Annotated in this window: 17 protein-coding genes; 2 read left to right on the forward strand and 15 right to left on the reverse strand. The window is 40.6% G+C overall.

The window, feature by feature from the left end; translation table 11 throughout:
* Nucleotides 1–28 precede the first annotated feature (28 nt).
* Nucleotides 29–1,510, reverse strand: a complete 1,482-nt coding sequence (gene galT / locus ACWPVZ_RS08910; RefSeq protein ID WP_195914670.1) for a UDP-glucose--hexose-1-phosphate uridylyltransferase — start codon at nt 1,508–1,510, stop codon at nt 29–31.
* Between the two features lie 19 nt (nt 1,511–1,529).
* Nucleotides 1,530–2,696 (reverse strand): galactokinase, encoded by a 1,167-nt coding sequence (locus ACWPVZ_RS08915; protein ID WP_060934054.1) that lies wholly within the window; start codon nt 2,694–2,696, stop codon nt 1,530–1,532.
* A gap of 141 nt (nt 2,697–2,837) precedes the next feature.
* Between ACWPVZ_RS08915 and ACWPVZ_RS08920 the strand changes: the two genes are divergently transcribed.
* The gene (locus ACWPVZ_RS08920) at nt 2,838–3,833 is read left to right on the forward strand and encodes a LacI family DNA-binding transcriptional regulator (RefSeq protein ID WP_195914671.1); all 996 of its coding nucleotides are present in this window, start codon (nt 2,838–2,840) and stop codon (nt 3,831–3,833) included.
* A gap of 58 nt (nt 3,834–3,891) precedes the next feature.
* Here ACWPVZ_RS08920 and dexB (ACWPVZ_RS08925) read toward each other — a convergent pair whose 3' ends face one another.
* The 8 genes from dexB (ACWPVZ_RS08925) to ACWPVZ_RS08960 all read right to left on the reverse strand — a co-directional run bounded on the left by dexB (ACWPVZ_RS08925) (nt 3,892) and on the right by ACWPVZ_RS08960 (nt 14,420).
* Entirely contained in the window at nt 3,892–5,502 is a 1,611-nt protein-coding gene (gene dexB / locus ACWPVZ_RS08925) for a glucan 1,6-alpha-glucosidase DexB (protein WP_454381851.1), read from the reverse strand.
* A 222-nt stretch (nt 5,503–5,724) separates the two neighbouring features.
* Complete coding sequence (gene gtfA, locus ACWPVZ_RS08930) at nt 5,725–7,125, reverse strand: sucrose phosphorylase (RefSeq protein WP_316695849.1); 1,401 nt, start codon at nt 7,123–7,125, stop codon at nt 5,725–5,727.
* A gap of 128 nt (nt 7,126–7,253) precedes the next feature.
* Nucleotides 7,254–8,864, reverse strand: a complete 1,611-nt coding sequence (gene dexB, locus ACWPVZ_RS08935) for a glucan 1,6-alpha-glucosidase DexB (RefSeq protein ID WP_145517246.1) — start codon at nt 8,862–8,864, stop codon at nt 7,254–7,256.
* 232 nt (nt 8,865–9,096) lie between these two features.
* Nucleotides 9,097–10,401 (reverse strand): sensor histidine kinase, encoded by a 1,305-nt coding sequence (locus ACWPVZ_RS08940; protein ID WP_037601086.1) that lies wholly within the window; start codon nt 10,399–10,401, stop codon nt 9,097–9,099.
* A complete protein-coding gene (locus ACWPVZ_RS08945) occupies nt 10,398–11,051 on the reverse strand; it encodes a response regulator transcription factor (RefSeq protein ID WP_009731294.1) in 654 nt (217 codons plus the stop codon). The genes ACWPVZ_RS08940 and ACWPVZ_RS08945 overlap by 4 nt, the downstream gene beginning before the upstream one ends.
* 71 nt (nt 11,052–11,122) lie before the next feature.
* Nucleotides 11,123–12,499, reverse strand: a complete 1,377-nt coding sequence (locus ACWPVZ_RS08950; protein ID WP_454381852.1) for an ABC transporter permease — start codon at nt 12,497–12,499, stop codon at nt 11,123–11,125.
* Between the two features lie 13 nt (nt 12,500–12,512).
* Nucleotides 12,513–13,145 carry an ABC transporter ATP-binding protein gene (locus ACWPVZ_RS08955; protein ID WP_145517244.1) on the reverse strand — a complete coding sequence of 211 codons (633 nt, stop codon included), beginning with the start codon at nt 13,143–13,145 and terminating at the stop codon, nt 12,513–12,515.
* Nucleotides 13,146–13,160: 15 nt separating this feature from the next.
* Entirely contained in the window at nt 13,161–14,420 is a 1,260-nt protein-coding gene (locus ACWPVZ_RS08960) for an ABC transporter permease (protein WP_454381853.1), read from the reverse strand.
* A 221-nt stretch (nt 14,421–14,641) separates the two neighbouring features.
* Here ACWPVZ_RS08960 and ACWPVZ_RS08965 point away from each other — a divergent pair, with 221 nt between their 5' ends.
* The gene (locus tag ACWPVZ_RS08965) at nt 14,642–16,126 is read left to right on the forward strand and encodes a DUF1846 domain-containing protein (protein ID WP_454381854.1); all 1,485 of its coding nucleotides are present in this window, start codon (nt 14,642–14,644) and stop codon (nt 16,124–16,126) included.
* Nucleotides 16,127–16,347: 221 nt separating this feature from the next.
* On the opposite strand, the gene ACWPVZ_RS08970 is transcribed toward ACWPVZ_RS08965, so the two are convergent.
* The 5 genes from ACWPVZ_RS08970 to dhaL all read right to left on the reverse strand — a co-directional run bounded on the left by ACWPVZ_RS08970 (nt 16,348) and on the right by dhaL (nt 20,181).
* Nucleotides 16,348–16,692, reverse strand: a complete 345-nt coding sequence (locus ACWPVZ_RS08970; RefSeq protein ID WP_454381855.1) for a hypothetical protein — start codon at nt 16,690–16,692, stop codon at nt 16,348–16,350.
* Between the two features lie 302 nt (nt 16,693–16,994).
* A complete protein-coding gene (locus ACWPVZ_RS08975) occupies nt 16,995–18,086 on the reverse strand; it encodes a glycerol dehydrogenase (protein ID WP_454381856.1) in 1,092 nt (363 codons plus the stop codon).
* A 143-nt stretch (nt 18,087–18,229) separates the two neighbouring features.
* Complete coding sequence (locus ACWPVZ_RS08980; protein ID WP_454381857.1) at nt 18,230–19,213, reverse strand: Gfo/Idh/MocA family protein; 984 nt, start codon at nt 19,211–19,213, stop codon at nt 18,230–18,232.
* A 14-nt stretch (nt 19,214–19,227) separates the two neighbouring features.
* The gene (gene dhaM / locus ACWPVZ_RS08985; protein ID WP_014634742.1) at nt 19,228–19,602 is read right to left on the reverse strand and encodes a dihydroxyacetone kinase phosphoryl donor subunit DhaM; all 375 of its coding nucleotides are present in this window, start codon (nt 19,600–19,602) and stop codon (nt 19,228–19,230) included.
* Between the two features lie 3 nt (nt 19,603–19,605).
* Nucleotides 19,606–20,181, reverse strand: a complete 576-nt coding sequence (gene dhaL, locus ACWPVZ_RS08990) for a dihydroxyacetone kinase subunit DhaL (protein ID WP_454381858.1) — start codon at nt 20,179–20,181, stop codon at nt 19,606–19,608.
* Nucleotides 20,182–20,189 lie beyond the last annotated feature (8 nt).

Genomic DNA, 20,189 nt, shown 5'->3' on the forward strand with positions numbered 1-20,189 from the left:
TCTTATCTCCTTTCTTCAGAAAAAACAATTAATCAGCTAAATTTACAAAATCTACAAATGCTTTAAACTGATCTAAGCCTTCACTATTAGTCTTATAAACACCAGCATCTTCCAACACACGAGCGAAAATATCAGCAACTGATTGGCGAACAACTTTCTTCGCATCATCAGCTGTCACATTTGGATTTTCAGCCTTAAGTTTATCCGCCCATTCTTGGTGCATTGGAGCAACTTGGTTACCTTGACCTAATAGATAATCTTCAACATCTTTAAGTTCTGTTTTCAAACGAGGAGGAAGAATGGCCAATCCCATAACTTCAATCAAACCAATGTTTTCTTTTTTAATATGTTGAACATCTTTATGTGGGTGGTAGATACCGTCTGGATGTTCTTCAGAAGTTTGATTGTCACGAAGAACCAAATCTAATTCAAATTTACCGTCTTTTCTACGAGCAATTGGGGTAATGGTGTGGTGAGGTTGTCCATCAGACTCAGCCAAGACACCAGCTTTTTCGTCTGAATAACCACGCCAACAATTTAAAATTTTGGTTGCAAGAGCAATAAGTCTTTCCTTGTCTTCACTTCTAAGACGAAGAACAGACATAGGCCAATTAACGATACCAGTCTCAACATCAGAGTATCCATCAAAGCTAACTTTTTCTTTAATGCCTGCTACTTCCATTGGGAAAGTGTGGCGACCACCTTGATAGTGTTCGTGTGTAAGAATTGAACCACCTACAATTGGAAGATCGGCATTTGAACCTGCGAAGTAACCAGGAAATGCTTCAACAATTGATAGGAGACGACCAAACGTCAATGGACTGATGTGCATTGGTTCGTGCTTACCATAAAAGAAGATAGAATGTTCATTAAAGTAAGCATATGGTGAATATTGGAAGCCCCAGTCATTTCCTTCCATTTGGAAACGAATAACACGGTGATTACTACGTGCTGGGTGATTGATGCGACCTAGATAACCTTCATTTTCCATACAAAGTTGGCATTTTGGATAATCAGAAGCTACCGCATTTTTAGCTGCAGCGATGGCTTTTGGATCTTTTTCAGGTTTTGAAAGGTTAATCGTAATTTCCAAGTCACCGTATTTAGTAGGTGCTTTATAAGCAATGTTTTGTGCAATAGCTTTAACTTTTACATAATCATTTCGTTTACTTTGTGCATAAAAGTCAGCAATTGCTTGCTCTGGGTTTGATTTATAGGTATCCCAGAAGTTACGATTGACAGCACTAGGGCTTGGTGTAATCAAGTCCATGAGTTGAGCACCGATGATATCTTGTTCTTCATTAAGTTCACCTACAGAACCAGCTTTAACACCTGCTTGAAGCAACTGGTCTTTAAGGTCAATCAATTCAGAGCTTTCAGTTTCAACATCAGCAACTCCTTCTCCAACCAAAGCAAAAACTTTGTTTGTCAAATAGATACGGTCCAATTCCTCATAATCACTATTTTCAATAACCAGAGTTACAAAAGTGTTTACTAAATTTTCAGCCATAATCTCTACTTCTTTCTCATTAATCAAGTACTCGTGAACCGCCAGCTACTTCAGCAATATAGAAGCTTGGTGCATAACCAACGACTTCTTCATAACGTTGACCAACTGCTTTTTTGAAATCTTCAACTTTATCTTTGTTTACAAGTGCGATGGCACATCCACCAAATCCCGCTCCTGTCATACGAGCTCCAAGAACACCTTCTTGTTCCCATGCGGTGTGTGCCAAAGTATCAAGTTCAAGACCTGTCACTTCGTAATCATGTTCCAATGACACGTGAGAAGCATTCATAAGGCGTCCAAAGCCTTCCAAATCCCCTGATTCAAGAGCTTTACGGGCTTGAAGTGTACGTTGATTTTCAAGAACTGCATGGCGTGCACGTTTGATACGATTTTCATCTTTAATCAAGTAGCTGTATGCATCAAATGTCCAGAGGTCCAATTCACCAAGTGTTTGGATATCAAGTTTTTCTTGGAGTTCAGATACTGCTGTTTCACATTCAGCACGACGTTCATTGTATTTAGAATCAGCCAATTCACGACGTTTGTTAGTGTTCATGATAACAACAACATTGTCTTTAAGGTCAAGTGGTACCAAGTCATACTCTAAAGTATTTGTATCCAAGTAAATCGCACGTTGATCAGCTCCCATACCAATAGCGAATTGGTCCATGATACCAGAGTTAACGCCGATAAAGTCATTTTCAGTTTGCTTACCGATTTTAACCAAGTCAAGGCGTTCCAATTTAAGGTCATAAAGTTTTTCAGCAATAACACCAATCAACAATTCCAAAGATGATGATGATGACAAGCCTGATCCATTTGGAATGTTACCATAGATGTAAATATCCATACCTGAATCAATCGTATGACCAGCCTCTTGCAAGAAATGAAGAACACCTTTTGGATAGTTTGTCCAGTTGTGTTCTTTTTCAAAACGAAGATTTTCAAGTGGTACTTCGATGATGCCTTTATCCTCAAAGTTACCTGAGAAGAAACGCAAAACTTTGTCATCACGTTTACGGGCCGCTCCGTAAGTACCTAAGGTAATAGCTGCTGGGAACACATGTCCACCGTTGTAGTCAGTGTGTTCACCAATCAAATTAATACGACCTGGAGAAAAGAAAGTATGTTCTGCTTCTACACCAAAAACTTCTTTAAACTTTTCTCTTAACTGTGATGTCTTCATAGGATGTACCTCGCTTATTCTTTTTTACACTAACAGTGTAACCCCTTTCACAAGGAAAATCAATATTTTTACTGTTTTTTTTAGTAAAAAATAGGTAAAATTTTAGAATTTATGATATACTTTGGATGAAAGGAGAACAATATGGCTACATTAAAAGATATCGCAAAATTGGCTGATGTATCAATCGCAACTGTTTCACGTGTTCTCAACCAAGATGAAAACCTCTCCGTTACTGAAGAAACCAGGCACCGTATTTTAACTGCGGCAGATGAAATCGGATATACCAAACATCAGAAAATCGGAAACTTGAAAAAAGAAAAACATCAAGTGGCAATTATCCAATGGGTAAGTGAGGAAGATGAGTTAGACGATCTCTACTACTACAACATTCGGCTTGGAATTGAAACAAGAGCCCATGAGCTAGACTACGAGATGCTTCGTTATTTCAATGACATTCCTTTTAGTCTCGCTGAAGAAGTCATAGGTATACTTTGTATCGGAAAGTTTAGTCGTGAACAGATTACTGAATTGGAATCATTGGGTAAATCACTGGTCTTTGTAGATAGTGATACCCTACTTCAGGGACATCCTTGTGTGACAACTGACTTTGAAAATGCTGTTCAAACGGCACTAAGTTATCTCACTGAGCAAGGGTGTAAGAGCATCGGTCTTTTAACAGGGCAAGAAAAAACAACGGATTCAACTGAAATCGTTCCGGAGCCTCGTTTACGTTCTTATCGTAACTACTGTATTGAAAAGAGCATCTATGACCCTCTTTTGATTCTTTCAGGTAATTTTACAGTTCGATCTGGCTATGACCTTTTAGCCTCTAAAATAGCAAGTGGTACACCCCTACCAGATGCCTACTTTGCAGCTAGTGATAGTCTGGCTATCGGTGCTCTTAGAGCCCTTCAGGAAAATGGCATTAATGTCCCAGAAGATATCCAGATTATCTCCTTTAATGACACCAGTCTAGCCAAACAAGTTTATCCGCCACTTTCTAGTATTACTGTTTATACCGAAGAAATGGGACGAACTGCCATGGATGTCCTCAATAAACAAGTCTTGGCTCCAAGAGAAATCCCGACACTTACTATGTTGGGCACTAAACTGACTCTGAGAGAAAGTACGAAATAACAATCATTTAATAGACAAAAGGTGGTCGCCAACAGTTAGTTGGCAACCACTTTTCTTTTTATTTCATCTTCACACAAATAGCATCCCAGGCTTGGAGTTTGCCTTGGTCTGTAATTGGCTCTAATTCGGTATTTGCAATGACAACTTCTGCTCCTTCGAAATCATAACAGAAGTCTTGTTCTTGGTCTGATAGGTTGACTACAACCAGATAACTGCTATCTTTGGTTTTCCGAATATAAGCAAACACTTTGTCAGTTGTCTCCAAGAGTTCAAAGTCAGCATCTACCAACCAATCTTGAGTCTTACGAAGCTCTACGAGCTTCTGATATGTATAGAAAATTGATTCTGGATTGGCAAGGGCTGATTCAACATTTATGTCCTTATAGTTTGGATTAACAGGTAACCAAGTCTTATCCGATATGCTAAATCCAGCATTTTTAGACGTATCCCATTGCATTGGTGTTCGAGCATTGTCACGACCCACCTGACGGATTTGGTCCATGATAACTTCTATCGATGCCCCTTTTTCGAGAGCTTCTTTGGCATAGTTGAGAGATTCAATGTCATTCAATTCTTCCAAAGTTCTAAAAGTATAATTGGTCATGCCGATTTCTTCACCTTGATAAATGTAAGGTGTTCCTCTCATCAGATGAAGGAGGATAGCCAAGGCCTTGGCTGACTTCTCACGATAGACTCCAGTATCTCCCCACATTGAGAGAATACGAGGCAGATCATGATTATTCCAAAAAAGTGAGTTCCACCCTTGTCCCAACTCTAACTCGGTTTGCCATTTATTAAAAATAGTCTTAAGTGCTGAAACATCCAACTCCTTCTCATACTCCCATTTAGGACTATCTGGCTTATGCTGAAGTCCAATATGTTCAAACTGGAAAACCATGGAAAGTTCTTGATTATCTGGGTTTGAATACTGTTTAGCAATTTCAGGTGTTGCTCCCCAGGTTTCACCAACGGTTAGAAGGTCGTGCTTTCCAAAGCTTGCCTGGTTCATCTCCTTGATGTAATCGTGAAGTTTTGGACCGTTTGTATCAATCAGTTGATCTGGGATCTTACCAATCATATCAATCACATCCATGCGAAAACCACCGATTCCCTTATCAATCCAGAAATTCATCATGTCATAAACTTTCTGGCGCAACTGTGGATTTTCCCAATTGAGGTCTGGCTGTTTCTTACTAAAGAAATGCAGATAATATTGACCTGAGGTCTCATCATATTCCCAAGCAGATCCACTAAAGACAGATACTAACTCATTAGGTTCGTCTCGCCAGATGTAGAAATCACGTTCAGGACTTTCTGGATTGTCACGCGCTTCGATGAACCATGCATGCTCATCAGACGTATGGTTAACCACCAAGTCCATAACAATTTGAATATCACGCTTCTTGGCTTCCGCCAAAAGCTCATCCATGTCACTCATATCCCCAAAAATATCCGCAATAGCCTCATAGTTAGCAATATCATAACCATTGTCGTCCATTGGGCTATCATAAACAGGAGAAAGCCAAAGAGCTGTAATTCCGAGTTTTTGAAGATAATCTAGTTTACTTGTAATCCCCTTGAGGTCACCGATTCCATCACCGTTGGAATCCATGAACGACTTGGGGTAAATTTGATAAATCGTAGCTTTATGCCACCAATGTTTTTGCATATTTGTCTCCCTTTTGAAAATCATTCTTTAGTTGTTTTGACTGCTTACTAGCCAGATTAACTTTCTTGAGTTAAGGTAAGCATTTTTCATTACTAGTTATATTTTACGCTTCTTATCTATTTGTGCAAGCGTTTTCGTTTTTTATTTTGAAAAAGTTCTCCTGGAGATAGGGGAGAACTTTCATATATCTGTTATCAATCATCGATAACAAGGATAACATAATTAAATTGTGAAGACTTTTTCCTGACCATCTTCCGTGTAAGCCACACGTCCAGTTTTAGCTTTCAAATCAATGGTTAAACTTGCACGTTCAGCACCATTTTCCCAAGAGAGGACCAATTCGGTCGGACTTGGAGCTTGAGCAGTGAAATCACCTTCGAAGGCTGGGTGTTGATTTCGGAAGCGGATAAGGTTAACTAAACGTTTAACCACTTCAGTTTCTGCCGCTGCCGCGATTTCTTTTTCATCAAAATTATGACGGTTGATTTCACGACCATCACCTCGTGCTTCGACTGCTTCAATATCGTTCTTACCTGCAAGTAAACCAACGTAGTAAATTTGTGGAATACCTGGTGTGAAGACTTGTAGAGCTCGTGCAGCGAGATAAGTATCATCATCTTCATCAAAGAGAGAATAAATCGTTGAGCGAATTTGATGGACATCAAAGCCATCTTCATCCTTATGCTCATCCGATACGATAAGACTGAGGTTAGCACCACGATCCAATGCCAAGTCAACCAACTTACGGGCCTCTTTACTATCGATAAGTCCATCTAAGTCTGGTTTAACCGGAAGGCCATCATGGCAATCAAGCATCGTAAATTGACCATGTGGACGTGTTTGGAGATAATCAACAAGGAACTTAGATTCTTCATTACTAAGAGCCTCAAAAATACGGTACGGCAAGATAAAGTCATAAATCCAGCAACCATGCTCTGCCAATTTGTATTGAATAGAATAATGGGCGTGCACCTCTGGCAAGAGAGCAATATCGTAAGATTTCGCCACACCAAGAATCCAGTCAAGGAAATCATAGATATCAGGCTCTACAAAGAAACATGATGTTCCAAGTTTTTTCAAAACATAGCCGACAGCATCTAGTCGAATAATCTTAACGCCATTGTCATGGAAATGTTTGAAAATATCGACAAACAGTTGTTTTACTTGCTCTGAGTGTACATCCAAGTCAATTTGTTCAGATGGGGTTGTTTTACCAAAAGTTGTCCAAACTTTTTCTACTTCACCAGTTTTTTCAATAATGAACTCTGAATACGGTACTTTGCGACGCAAGAACATTTGATCGATATCAGATTGAACTGGCACACCATCTTCCCAGATTTTTTCAAGCGTCAAGAAATAATCAGCATATTGTGAATCACGGCCATTCTTCAAGAAATCTTGGAAATATGGAGATTTTTGAGAAATGTGGTTAACCATAATATCAAGAAGAATATCGTAATCCTCTGCTAGATTTCTCACATCCTCCCAGTCACCAAACTGAGGATCGATTTCAAAATAGGTTAATGGTGCGAAACCACGGTCCCCTGAAGAAGGGTAGGGGGGCAGAATGTGGATTCCACCTTCAAAAAGGTTAGGGAAGTAAGTATCTAGATTTGATAGGATTTAAAATTACAAAAAAGGCCTATTCTCCTAAAAAACACTATTCTGGCATAAAATTAAATACAAATAGACCTTTCAAATATAGAAAAATGCAGTTACCACTTCATCGTGATAACTGCATTTTATTCTTTCTATTTCACCTTCACACAAAGGGCATCCCAGGCTTGGAGTTTGCCTTGGTCAGCGATTGGTTTCAGTTCGGTATTTGCGATGGCGACTTCTGCGACTTCAAAATCATAATCAAAGTCTTGTTCTTTGTCTGATAGATTAACTGCAATTAGATAGCTGCTATCCTGAGTCTTACGGATATAGGCAAAGACCTTATCGGCAGTTTCCAAGAGTTCAAAGTCAGCATCAATCAACCAATCCTGTGTTTTGCGAAGCTCAACCAGTTTCTGATAAGTATAAAAAATCGAATCTGGATTAGCTAGGGCTGAAGTAACATTGATATCTTTATAGTTAGGGTTAACAGCTAGCCATGTTTTATCTGCTGAACTAAAACCTGCATTTTTAGATCCATCCCACTGCATTGGTGTTCGGGCATTATCACGTCCCACATGGCGAATCTGGTCCATAATCACTTCCAGTGGTGTCCCTTTTTCAAGGGCTTCTTTGGCATTGTTAAGCGATGCAATATCATTAACCTGATCTAGCGTTTGAAAAGGATAATTGGTCATGCCGATTTCTTCGCCCTGATAAATGTAAGGTGTCCCACGCATAAGATGTAGGAGAATAGCCAAGGCCTTGGCTGACTTCTCACGATAGGCACCAGTATCTCCCCACATTGAGAGAACACGAGGTAAGTCGTGGTTGTTCCAGAAAAGTGAGTTCCAGCCCTGTCCCAATTCCAACTCAGTCTGCCATTTGTTGAAAATCGCTTTGAGAGCTGGCACATCAAGTTCCTCTGCGTACTCCCATTGCGAGGCGTCAGGTTTATGTTGAAGGCTAATATGTTCAAACTGGAAGACCATGGAAAGCTCTTTATTGTCAGGATTCGAGTATTGTTTGGCAATCTCAGGTGTCGCTCCCCAAGTCTCACCAACCGTTAAGAAATTAGGATCAGTCAGGCTTGCTTGATGCATTTCCTTGAGGTAGTTGTGGAGCTTTGGACCATTATTGACAATCTCTTGATCTGGAATCTTACCGATGATGTCAATCGCATCCATACGGAAACCACCAATTCCCTTGTCAATCCAGAAGTCCATCATGTCATAAATTTTCTGACGGAGCTGTGGATTTTCCCAATTTAGATCTGGCTGTCTCTTACTAAAGATATGAAGGTAGTATTGGCCTGAAGGTTCATCATATTCCCAAGCTGACCCACTGAAGATTGAGGTTAACTCATTTGGCTCATTACGCCAGATGTAGAAATCACGTTCAGGACTTTCTGGATTTTCACGCGCTTCAATAAACCAAGCATGCTCATCAGACGTATGGTTCACCACCAGATCCATGATAATTCGGATATCACGCTTCTTGGCCTCCGCCAAAAGTTCATCCATGTCATTCATATCCCCAAAAATATCCGCAATAGCCTCATAGTTAGCAATATCATAACCATTGTCGTCCATCGGGCTATCATAAACAGGCGAGAGCCAAAGGGCTGTAATCCCTAGCTTTTGAAGATAGTCTAACTTACTTGTAATCCCCTTGAGGTCACCGATGCCATCACCGTTGGAATCCATGAATGACTTGGGGTAAATTTGATAAATCGTAGCCTTGTGCCACCAGTATTTTTGCATGATTCTACTCCTCGTAGTTATTATTATCGTGAGTCTGATAGTTCTATTTTACGTTTTTCTAGAAGTTATGCAAGCGTTTTCTTTTGCTGTTTAAAACATTTCAATGACCTATACTCCAGACTCCTTAAACTTTTGGTAATATTGAAAAATAATAGAGTTGAAATGTAAGGTTAGCCTTTGCTTATTTTAACAATACAAAAAAAACGATGGTTAATAGCTTAACCATCGCTTTTTACTTTTTGGGCAAGACCATAACAAAGCGCCTCCCCGTAGAACTTTCTTCAAATCTATAGCTAAGTTCCTCATGCTCTAAAAGGTATTTGACCACAAAAAGGCCTAATCCTCCTTCTTTCTTAGACTGAGCTTTAGTTGAAATATTTTCTTTAGATACACTCGTATTTTCAATGACAAAATCAGTTCCTTCATTTTCTAAACCTATTCGAATCACTCCACCCTTATCAGAATGCTTGACTGCATTACTGATGATATTTGAGAGAACCAATTTCAAAATAGGTAAATTCATGAAAATACTAGTTGCCGGAAGATAATTGTCAATTGATAGGGAGCGATTCTCAACCAACACTTGATTTTGAGTGAGTATCCGATTTACCACATCATCTAACTGAATCCACTCCTTATCACCACCTAATTCTTGAACAGAAGATAAAGACAGGATCTCTAGGACAATCTGGTTCATCTCATCGACGATATCGAGGGAGACAGACAGATAGCGGTCCCGATCCTTGTAGCGACCAATTTTATCTCGCATATTTTCTAGGATAATCTTCAAGCTGGCCAGAGGTGTCTTGAGCTCATGCGAGGCCCCTCGTAGGAATTCCACCTTCATCTGCTCCAACTTCAGATTTTCCTGTTTCTGCTGTTCTAGATTGTCAATCACCTCTAGGAGATGATGATAGAGGTCGTTGATCTGTTGCTTAAGGACACCAATCTCATCCTGCGAGTGAATAGGAAGACTGGCTGTTCGATCCAGCCGTTTCATCCGCTTGGTCATCTGCTTGATCTCAAGGATCGGAGCAGAAATCATGCGGGCATAGAGATAGGAGGCAATTAGCGACAGAACAAAGGAAGCAAGGAGACTATAGGGAAGAAAGCCTAGACTGATGTCCCGCGCTTCCTTTTGCGAATCGACGGTCGCTAAGAATTGCAAGGTTAAGTCTTTCCCTTCCTTGGTCTGAATCTTTCGCTCTTCAATCACCAGGGAATTATTCTGGCTGTCAGGGTTCACGAGCAGGTCATCCTTGACCTCTAGGGCATTTTGTTTTTCCTTGCCCTTAATCGAGACCTTGATATCATTGGTCTTGGAATAAAGGTCGATGACCGACTCAATGGTCCCTTCTTCCTGACCCTGGAAACTCTTAGCCAGGGCTTGCGATTTCTTCAAAATCGTCTGGCGCTGGGACTCGATATAGGACGATGGAAAAATAAAGTAAACCGAAGCATGTAGAAGGATGACTAAGCTACTAAAAAGGGCAAAGGTGATCAGAAAGATTTTTGCAAAGATACTCCGTTTGGTCATGGTCTCTCCAATTTGTAACCTACATTGCGTACCGTAACGATACAGTCCAGCTCCAGTTTTTTTCGTAGTTCCTTGATATAGACATCGATCACCCGGTCAAAAGGAATCTCCTCTGTCTCCTTCCAGACGGCATCGAGGATCTGAGAGCGGGTCCGGGCCTTGCCCTCATGCTGGAGCAAGTATTCCAAGATTTCCAACTCCTTAGCGTTCATGGAAATAGCTTGCCCAGCTAGGCTGGCGGTATAACTCTCAAAATCCACCCGTGCCTCTCCATAGGTGAAGACCCGGGAAGGCTGGAGCTTTTTAAAAATAGCTTCGATACGGACCTTCAAGAGGGACAAGGAGAAGGGTTTTTCCAGGTAGCCATCTGCCAACTCCCCAAAGGCTGTCAACTTATAGTCCTCGTCATGGAAGGCCGTCAGCATGAGGACAGGGACTGAGCTGGTCTTCCGGATGGTCTTAAGGACTTCTAAGCCATTGAGAATAGGGAGCTGGATATCCAGCAAGACCAGATCCGGCGCTTCTCTGTGAAAGAGGTCCAAGGCCTCCTGCCCATCGCCTGCTTCAAAGACCTCATAGCCACATTCCATGAGATAGTCACTCATCCCTTCGCGAATCAGGACTTCATCTTCTACGATTAGTATCTTCATACACTTTCCTTTTTATCTATATATAGTCGCTTTCTTTCATTATACCGTTTTTTATAGGTGCAGCAAACTTATCATTCAACATCAACTAAGAGGTCTTTGGGTTTCTTGTGAAGAAGCCAGCGAGAAGAAATTAAGGATACCAAGCTTAAGATAAAGCCACCGACTAGAATGACTACCAAAAGTTGCTTAGGTTGGACTGTCATATGAATCTGAGTCAGAGTCTTACTGAAGCTCTCTGCCTCAGCCCCTCCACCGAGATTTGCAGCTAGAGATTCTTTTGTCATTTGCTTATTGATACCTTCCGTAACATTGGAAAGGACTGTTTTACCAACTTTTTCGGCAAAGAAACTCGCTAAACCATATGATAAAAGAAAGGCTGGTAAGGCAATCATCAGTAATTCCATTAAAAATTGACCCGCAACCTGTGTCTTTTTAAGTCCCAAGGCCAAAAAGATACCAACTTCTCTACGACGAGCATTTAACCATAAAATCAACAGAAGGGTTAGCAATAAACTTGTAAAAATGAGACTTCCAATAAACATACGATTTGCCACACGATACATCCCAAGAATAGATTCCTGTAAAGCAGGGTAGTTTGATGAACTCTTAACAAGATCGTAGAGGGTCCAGTTAATGTCCAATTTTTGAATCTTTGCTATCAAGGAATCAATATTTTGATCACCTTTAGCAAAGAAAGTGGCATCCTCATAAGTGGCAGTTTCTACGGTATTACCATAGAGTTTTGCAGCTGTGTCTAGATCAGTGATGAGGGTGTTTTCATACAACTCCTGAGCATAGGTAACGGCAGCTTGATTTTGACCAGAAAATAAACCTTTGATAGTCACTTCTACTGTTTCATCAGCCCTTTTTTCGTTATCAGCATCATAGAGATTAGATTTAAGCTTTACTTTATCTCCTACATTAAGACCATTCTTTTTAGCTAAACCTTCGTGCATCAAGATTTGATTATGGTCCTTATCGGTTAGATGTTCTCCTTCAACTAGTTTATAAGCACCTGAAACAAATTTATCTTCTTTTGATGAGTCATTGACTCCTGTCAACATCAAGGTAGACTTAAAATTTTTAGCACGTTCTGGCGATTGATTTTGTAGCGTTTGCTCTGTTTCAATAATCTCATAATCTAGTAAATCAGCAATACCATTTATCCGTTTAATAGTCGAAACAATTCCTTTAGTCTCACTAATCTTTTTAATATCTTCTCCCTTAAGATTTCCAGCCCCTCGAGGAGTTCCAGGATTCGTGTTACGATTAATCTGCATTGAAAAACTATTGGTAATTGCCCCTAGACTCTTGGATGCAGCTTCTTGGGTTGCACTTCGCATAGCAAGTCCTAACAAACTAAGAGTACTCATCAAAAGAATAATAGTTAACAGTAATAGTGACTCTGACCATTTTCGTGTAATATATGCAAAAGCGTTTCGAAACATAAGAGCCCTTTCTTTATTTTTTCTTTTCTATGAGTTGTTTCTTATTCAACTCTAAAACCACATCAGATGCCTGAGCAACTTCCTTACTGTGCGTGACAACTATAACACATTTTTGGCGATCTAAGGCCATTCTTTTAAGGATAGCAATAATATCCTTGGCAGTTTCGTCGTCTAGATTTCCTGTCGGTTCATCTGCTAAGATAATCGGAGCCTCTGAAACCAAAGCCCGTGCAATAGCTACGCGTTGTTGTTGCCCACCTGAAAGTTGCAGGACATTTCGATTAATTTGTTTTTCATCTAATCCCAATTCAGAAAGTATCTTCTTATCAGCATTTTTATTAACAAGTCGTACATTTTCTAAAGGTGTAAGATAATCAATGAGATTGTAATTTTGAAAAACAAGCGCAACATGGTGTCTACGATGATAACTAGAGCTTTTTTTCTTAATATTTTCTCCGTTAAACAAGATCTGCCCCTTCTTGGGATAATCAAGACCTGCCAAAAGGGAAAGTAAGGTCGTTTTTCCCGCTCCAGATTGCCCAATAATACTATAAAATTTACCTTTCTCGAAACGATAATTCACCTTAGAGAAGATAGCTTCACTTTTATTTTGATAACTATACGTAACATCTTTGAGTTCTAACATAATGTTCCTTTCTCCTTAACTCATATTAGATAAGATTTCTTTTGGAGTTTTGCGCCAAATGAGACCTGTTGTCACACCGAGCGATAATATTACCAAGACTAGAAGACATAGATAAGATAGCCCTAAAGGTAGTCCCTGAGGAATTTGATCTAATAACTGAAGAACCTGCTGCTGTCCTTGCTGTCCTATAAATTCTTGCAAAAACAGTCGACTTAGTAGTCGTCCAATAGCAAGGGCTGGTAGCAAAGACATAAGGGACACCAACAATATCTCCATAAGAAATTGAGCAAAAATGCGTCCCTTGCTCTTCCCAATTGCTAAAAGAATACCTATCTCATGATTTCTCTCACGCGTCCATAGTGCCATTAAAAACGAGAGGATACCTGCTCCTGTAACAATTAAACTAATCATCATCGTTCTGACTATTTCTTGTAGTGCTTGAGACGATTCCTTCAAGGAGTCAAAAGCCTTTCGGTCCTCGTCCAAACGTAGACGATACCAATCGATATCTAATTGTTCCACTTGTTTAATGACTTGGTCGATTCTATCTGGATTCTTAATACCAAAGGATAATTTTGTCACTAACTTATCAGTCAAATTAAGCAGCTGACTAGAGTCCTCATAATAGAGGAAGACTTGGTTTTCACTTAAATCTGAGGACATTCCAGTAAATGTCTCCTCCTTCTTGCCAGAAAAAATACCAACGATATCAAAGCTCATTTTCTTAGCTCTATTTTCAGTCCCCTGAAAATTAGACAAGGTCAGCTTGTCTCCGACGCTTAGCTTATTTTTTCTAGCAAGCGATTCATGAATCATAATTTGACCTTTAGCAGATAAGTGCTTTCCCTTAAGGAGTTGAAAAGCACCACTCCTAAAATCAACACTTTGCCCCGTTCCCTTAGTGAAAGTGGCTCCCAAGGCTTGATTAGCCTCATTATCAAGGTCATCACGTTTCACCGTTTGTTTTCCTGTAACGACCTTCTTATCGATTAGTCGTACTGGGCTTATATATTCAGGTATCGTTGTCATCACATCAGATAGATGACTAATCTTTTCCCCCTCTTTCCAGGAAAATGCACTGCCTCTTTCTTTACTTACCAGAGCAAAACTTGCCCCACTTGACTTCCTGATTTGTGCTTTCATTCCTCCACCAACTTGCATGAGAGAGAAACAAAAATACAAGCAAGATAATATCAAAAATAAAATGAGAAAAAGGATAAAATTCCGAGTTTTTTTGCGAAAAATATAAGCAGTTGCCTGTTGTAAGAGAACCATCTTCCACCTCCATTTAAGACATTAGCCCTCAGCTATACCAAAGATAAGTGAGGATGCTTTAATTTCTTATTCTAATTATAGACGACAAATGTGAAACCTTTATGAAATTAAATATTCTAATCATGATTGACTTTAAACTCTTTTTCTCCAACAAATCGACTTTCGCTAATAGCATTTACCTCAGGCATTTGATATAATTTTCCTCAGAGGTATTTTTATTTATGAAGAAACAAGCTTTTAGTTCTGAACAGTATTTGAATCTGCAACGCGACCATATTTTGGAGCGTATTAACCAGTTTGACGGGAAACTCTACTTGGAGTTTGGTGGTAAAATGTTGGAGGATTTCCACGCTGCTCGTGTCCTTCCTGGTTATGAGCCTGACAATAAAATCAAGCTCCTTCAAGAGCTCAAAGATCAGGTTGAAGTGGTCATTGCCATCAATGCCAGCAATATCGAGCACTCTAAGGCTCGTGGTGACCTTGGCATTTCTTACGACCAAGAGGTCCTTCGTCTGATTGATAAATTCAACGAGCTCAATATCTATGTGGGTTCTGTTGTTATTACGCAGTATTCAGGTCAACCTGCAGCCGATGCTTTCCGTAACCAATTGGAAAAAAATGGCATCACATCCTACATCCACTACCCAATCAAGGGCTATCCGACGGATATGAACCATATCATTTCTCCTGAAGGTATGGGAAAAAATGACTATATCAAGACTAGCCGTAACCTTATCGTCGTTACTGCTCCTGGTCCTGGTTCTGGTAAATTAGCGACATGTATGTCTAACATGTACCACGACCAAATCAATGGCATCAAATCAGGTTATGCAAAATTTGAAACCTTCCCAGTTTGGAATTTGCCACTTCATCACCCAGTCAACTTGGCCTATGAAGCTGCCACTGCCGACCTTGATGATGTCAATATGATTGACCCATTCCACTTGGAAACTTATGGCAAAACTACGGTAAACTACAACCGTGACATCGAGATTTTCCCAGTCCTCAAACGTATGCTTGAACGCATCCTTGGTGAGTCACCTTACGCTTCACCTACAGATATGGGTGTTAACATGGTTGGTTTTGCCATTACGGATGATGAGGCAGCCAAAGAAGCTTCCAAACAAGAGATCATCCGTCGCTACTATCAAACCGTTCTTGATTTTAAAAATGAACGTGTTCCTGAGACTGCTGTCAAGAAGATTGAGTTGCTCATGAATGATCTTGGTATTACTCCTGAAGATCGCCAAGTGGTTGTTGCAGCACGCGCTAAGGCTGAAGAAACAGGTGGTTCTGCTCTTGCCCTCGAATTGCCAAATGGTCAAATCGTAACTGGTAAGAATTCAGAACTCTTTGGTCCAACTGCAGCTGCTTTGATTAATGCTATCAAGACTTCTGCAGGTATTGATAAGGATACTAAACTTATCGAGCCTGAAGTGGTTAAACCTATCCAAGGTCTGAAAATTAACCATCTGGGTAGCCGTAATCCTCGTCTCCACTCCAACGAAATCCTTATCGCCTTGGCCATTACTGCTGCCAACAATGCGGATGCGGCGCATGCCATGAAGGAACTTGGTAACCTCAAAGGTTCTGAAGCTCACTCAACAATCATTCTTACCGATGAAGACAAAAATGTTCTTCGTAAGCTCGGTATCAATGTGACCTTCGATCCTTACTATCAATACGACAAATTGTACCGTAAGTAATTCATGATTTAAAACAAGAAAGACCTCAGTTTTACCAACTGGGGTCTTTTCGAAATCACTTTAGCTGGAGAAAGAAAAAAGGGAAGCTCTATCGAGTTCCCTTTTTGATAACCCACTCTTTCGTCTCGACCCGTTCCCAATGAAAAGGGAGTGGCCTAGCATTATTATGAAAAAGTGAGTTAAAGGTATCAAACAGAGGGCTAAGCCACTCCCGATTCTAATCAGCCTACGATTTCTAACTTGAGAAAAGGTAAGCTAAAAAGCAAAATTATAGTAGATAGGACAGCAACAAGTGGGAGATAACGACCTCCAACAAGATAAAGTAACAATGGCGCTATCGCTATAAAGCGATTTAGATAATTGCTAGTAACACGGACAATTTGCCCATCCTCCACCGTAATAGTGTTAGACTTGTAACCCAATTTTCCGACACTCAAACGAGCTTTTGACGATGGTAGGGAAACGCTCACGTCTTCCACTCCAGAAACTGTCCCCACAAGACTACTGTCTACGCGAATAGGACTCTTTCTAGCTACCTTGCTCGCTTCTATTGTAATACTAGCCACTAGTCATCTCCTTTTCCTATCTTTTCATTTATAGTATACACCTTTTGAAACGCTTACACAAGGGAAATGACTGTTAAATCAAGATTTCTTGAAAATGTTTTATGTTTTCAAAAGTTCTTAAACCGCTTTGAGGGACTTTGGAAATATTGGTTTTTAAATAGTAAAAAGGGCTCAGTCCTATCTAATACAGAACTGAACCCTTTCCTATAACAATTTGTCTATCCTGTTGGGATAAGTGCCTGAGGGGGATAATATTCCTATACGGGAATGGTGGCACTTTCCCTACAAAAGACCAAATTTACTTAGGCTAATCCATGAACATAAGCATCTACAGCAACGATGGCTTGCGCAATATCAGAAGCTTTCACTTCAAATGGCATTTGATGGATAGTTTCTCCTTCAATAGTCGCTTGTTGACCAACCTTGAGAAGATCTTCATAGCTTGCATTTTCAAGATGCATTTCTTTAAGAGTAGTTGGCATGCCAATTTGTTGATAGAAGCGAATGTATTTATCCAAAACTTCTTTTGGACGATTTTCTAAGAACAATTGCACAAGAGTTCCGTAGGCTACTTTTTCACCATGAGTCAAATGGTGAATATCGCCAGTGAGAGCTGTGAAACCATTATGGATGGCATGAGCAGCAGCCAAACCACCACTTTCAAATCCAATACCACTAAGAAGGGTATTAGCTTCAATAATATTTTCCAGGGCAGGCGTTACCACTTTAGCTTCACAAGCGGCCATGGCTTGTAGACCATCTGCAAAAAGAATCTCTTCACAGCGTTCAGCAATGGCAACCCCTGCTAGAGTTTGGTGTTTACCTAGCATAGTTTTTCCGTTGGCTTGCATAACTGCTCGAGCTTCTACCCAAGTTGCTAAGCCATCTGCAATACCAGATGCTAACAAACGTTTTGGTGCTTGAGAGATCACTTTACTATCCACCAAAACCAACTCTGGGTTCTTAGAATAGAAGATATAGCGCTCAAAGGCACCCTCGTCAGTATAGATAACAGACAAAGCTGAAACTGGAGCATCTGTAGATGCGATAGTTGGGGCAATAACAACTGACGATTGTAGAAGGTCTGCAATAGCTTTAGCACTATCGATAGTCTTACCACCACCGAGTCCAATAACTAAATCACAGTCTTCTTCTTTGGCTAGGCTGACCACACGATTAATTTCATTATCCGATGCTTCTCCATTAAAGAAGACTGGTACAACTGTGAGTCCATTTTGAACAAGGTATTCTTCGAAACGTTTACCTACAATATCATAAACTATTGAGTCACATAGTAAAACAGGATGAGTTCCCAATTCTGAAATGGCTTTTGCATTTTCAAATAAGGCATTTTCACCTTGAATGTAACGTGACGGACTTGCAAAATTTCTCATGTCTTTCTCCTTTGACATAAATGTATTTATATAGAATCGGTTAAATGGACCTATTCCTATCTTATGCAGGGCTAAATCCTTTTAAGAGACTGTCTATCTTTTGTAGTCAGTACATTATACTGGTCTTGTTTATCATCTAATCGCTACTCTTCTTCTGGGTAGACCAAGCCCCAATCTTTGCGGAGTTGAGTCATGAGCTCCATGACATCTCGGCTGTAATTGAGGTAGGTATGATCATCCTCGCCTGCAACAGCTGCTTCCATGTCTAGGACCTCATACTGGAGGGCTTTGGCGGTTTCTCCGGCCTCGATGACTTCTTGTGAGCCATCTTCTGTATAGGTGATGACTGCCTTTTGCCCACGTGGGTACTCGTAAAGTTCGATATAGCCCTTGTCATACGCAATGGTGCCACGTTTAGGTTGTTTAGCATGAAGACTTAGCGTTACCGTCGCCATCTCCCCTTCTGCATTGGTAAGAAGAATGCCCGCTTGCTCATCAACGCCAGTCGGAGCTAATTTGACCTGTGAAACCATCTCTGTCGGTTGTGAGGTCATAAACCAACGCACAAAGGATAGGGCATATACTCCGATATCAAGTAGAGCACCACCAGCCAGATTACGATTGAAAAAGCGGTTGGTCATGTCATATTCTTTATAAGAACCGAAGTTCATCTGGATGACCTTGAGAGGCCCTAGCTTACCACTTTCCACGATTTCAGATAGTTTTCGATAGATAGGCATATGGAAAATGGTCATGGCTTCTGCCAGTTTGACATGATTTTCTTCGGCGAGCTGGATAGCTTCTGCCAATTCCTCACTATTTAAGGTGATAGATTTTTCACAGAGGACGTGTTTACCTGCTGCGAGTGCCTTGCGAAGAAAATTGATATGCGTATTGTGAGGCGTTGAAATGTAGATAATATCCACTTCAGGATCTTTAAACACTTCATCAATCTCTTTATAAACCTTTTCAATGCCGTATTTTTCAGCGAAGGCAACACCCTTATCATAGGTGCGATTAGCAACGGAATAGAGTTTACCGCCAAGTGCTGCAAGGGCTTGCGCTAATTCATTGGCAATAACACCCGTACCAAGACTAGCCCATTTATACTTAATTTGATTTGTCATAGTTTTCCTTTATTCTATTTTTGAATGGTTAATTCATTTATCTGTGATAAGATTTCAACTTCACTCGCTCCTGCCTGAAGCAAGGCTGATGCCGCATAGGCCCCCTCAATGAGAGGTACCTGCTGAATAAGGATTTCCTTGTCTGAAAATTCTTCAACCATCTCCAAATTCATGCGAGCACTGCCCAGATCATAAAAAGCCAAGAGACGTTTAGCAGGTTGACTATCCACTGCTACTTGAACATGGTCAAAACTAGATCCCAGTCCACCATCTTCAAGACCGCCTGTGGCCGTTAAAGGAATATCTGGTGCAACTTCACGAATCAGACTCACCAAACCTTTAGCGATATCAGCAGAGTGGGATACAATCACAATTCCAAGTTCTGGCATGTCCTATTCCTCCGCTTCTAGTAAGGCTTTGAAGAGTAAGCCAGACGAATACGAGCCTGGGTCAATGTGACCTATAGAACGCTCTCCTACATAAGAGGCGCGTCCCTTGGTAGCCGCAACTTCCTTGGTTGAAAGAACAGCTCGGTCAATAAGGTCGTTGGTTAGTTGACCTTGTTTGACAGCTTCAACAACCGGATGCCAAACATCCACCATGGTCTTTTCACCAGCTTGTGCATGACCACGTTTTTTAATCATCTCGAGACCTGCCTCAAGCACTCCTGCCAAATCCTGTCCAGCTTGTTCAGCCTTCATCATGCCCATAAAGGCAGACCCATAGAGCGGACCTGAGGCACCACCAACCTTGCTTATCAAGGCCATTGAGACTGCCTTAAACACTTCTGCTGCACTTTGTGGTTCCGTGCTCTTAATAGCCTCAATGGCTGCCGCCATACCACGCGCCAAGTTAGTACCATGATCACCATCTCCAATAGGACCGTCTAATTCAGACAAGTGGTCTTTTTCTGCTTCAACTTTTTGGTCAAAGTCTTGCATCCATTTTACTGCAACTGTTTTATCCATAATATACC

This window comes from Streptococcus sp. Marseille-Q6379 (assembly GCF_965119505.1).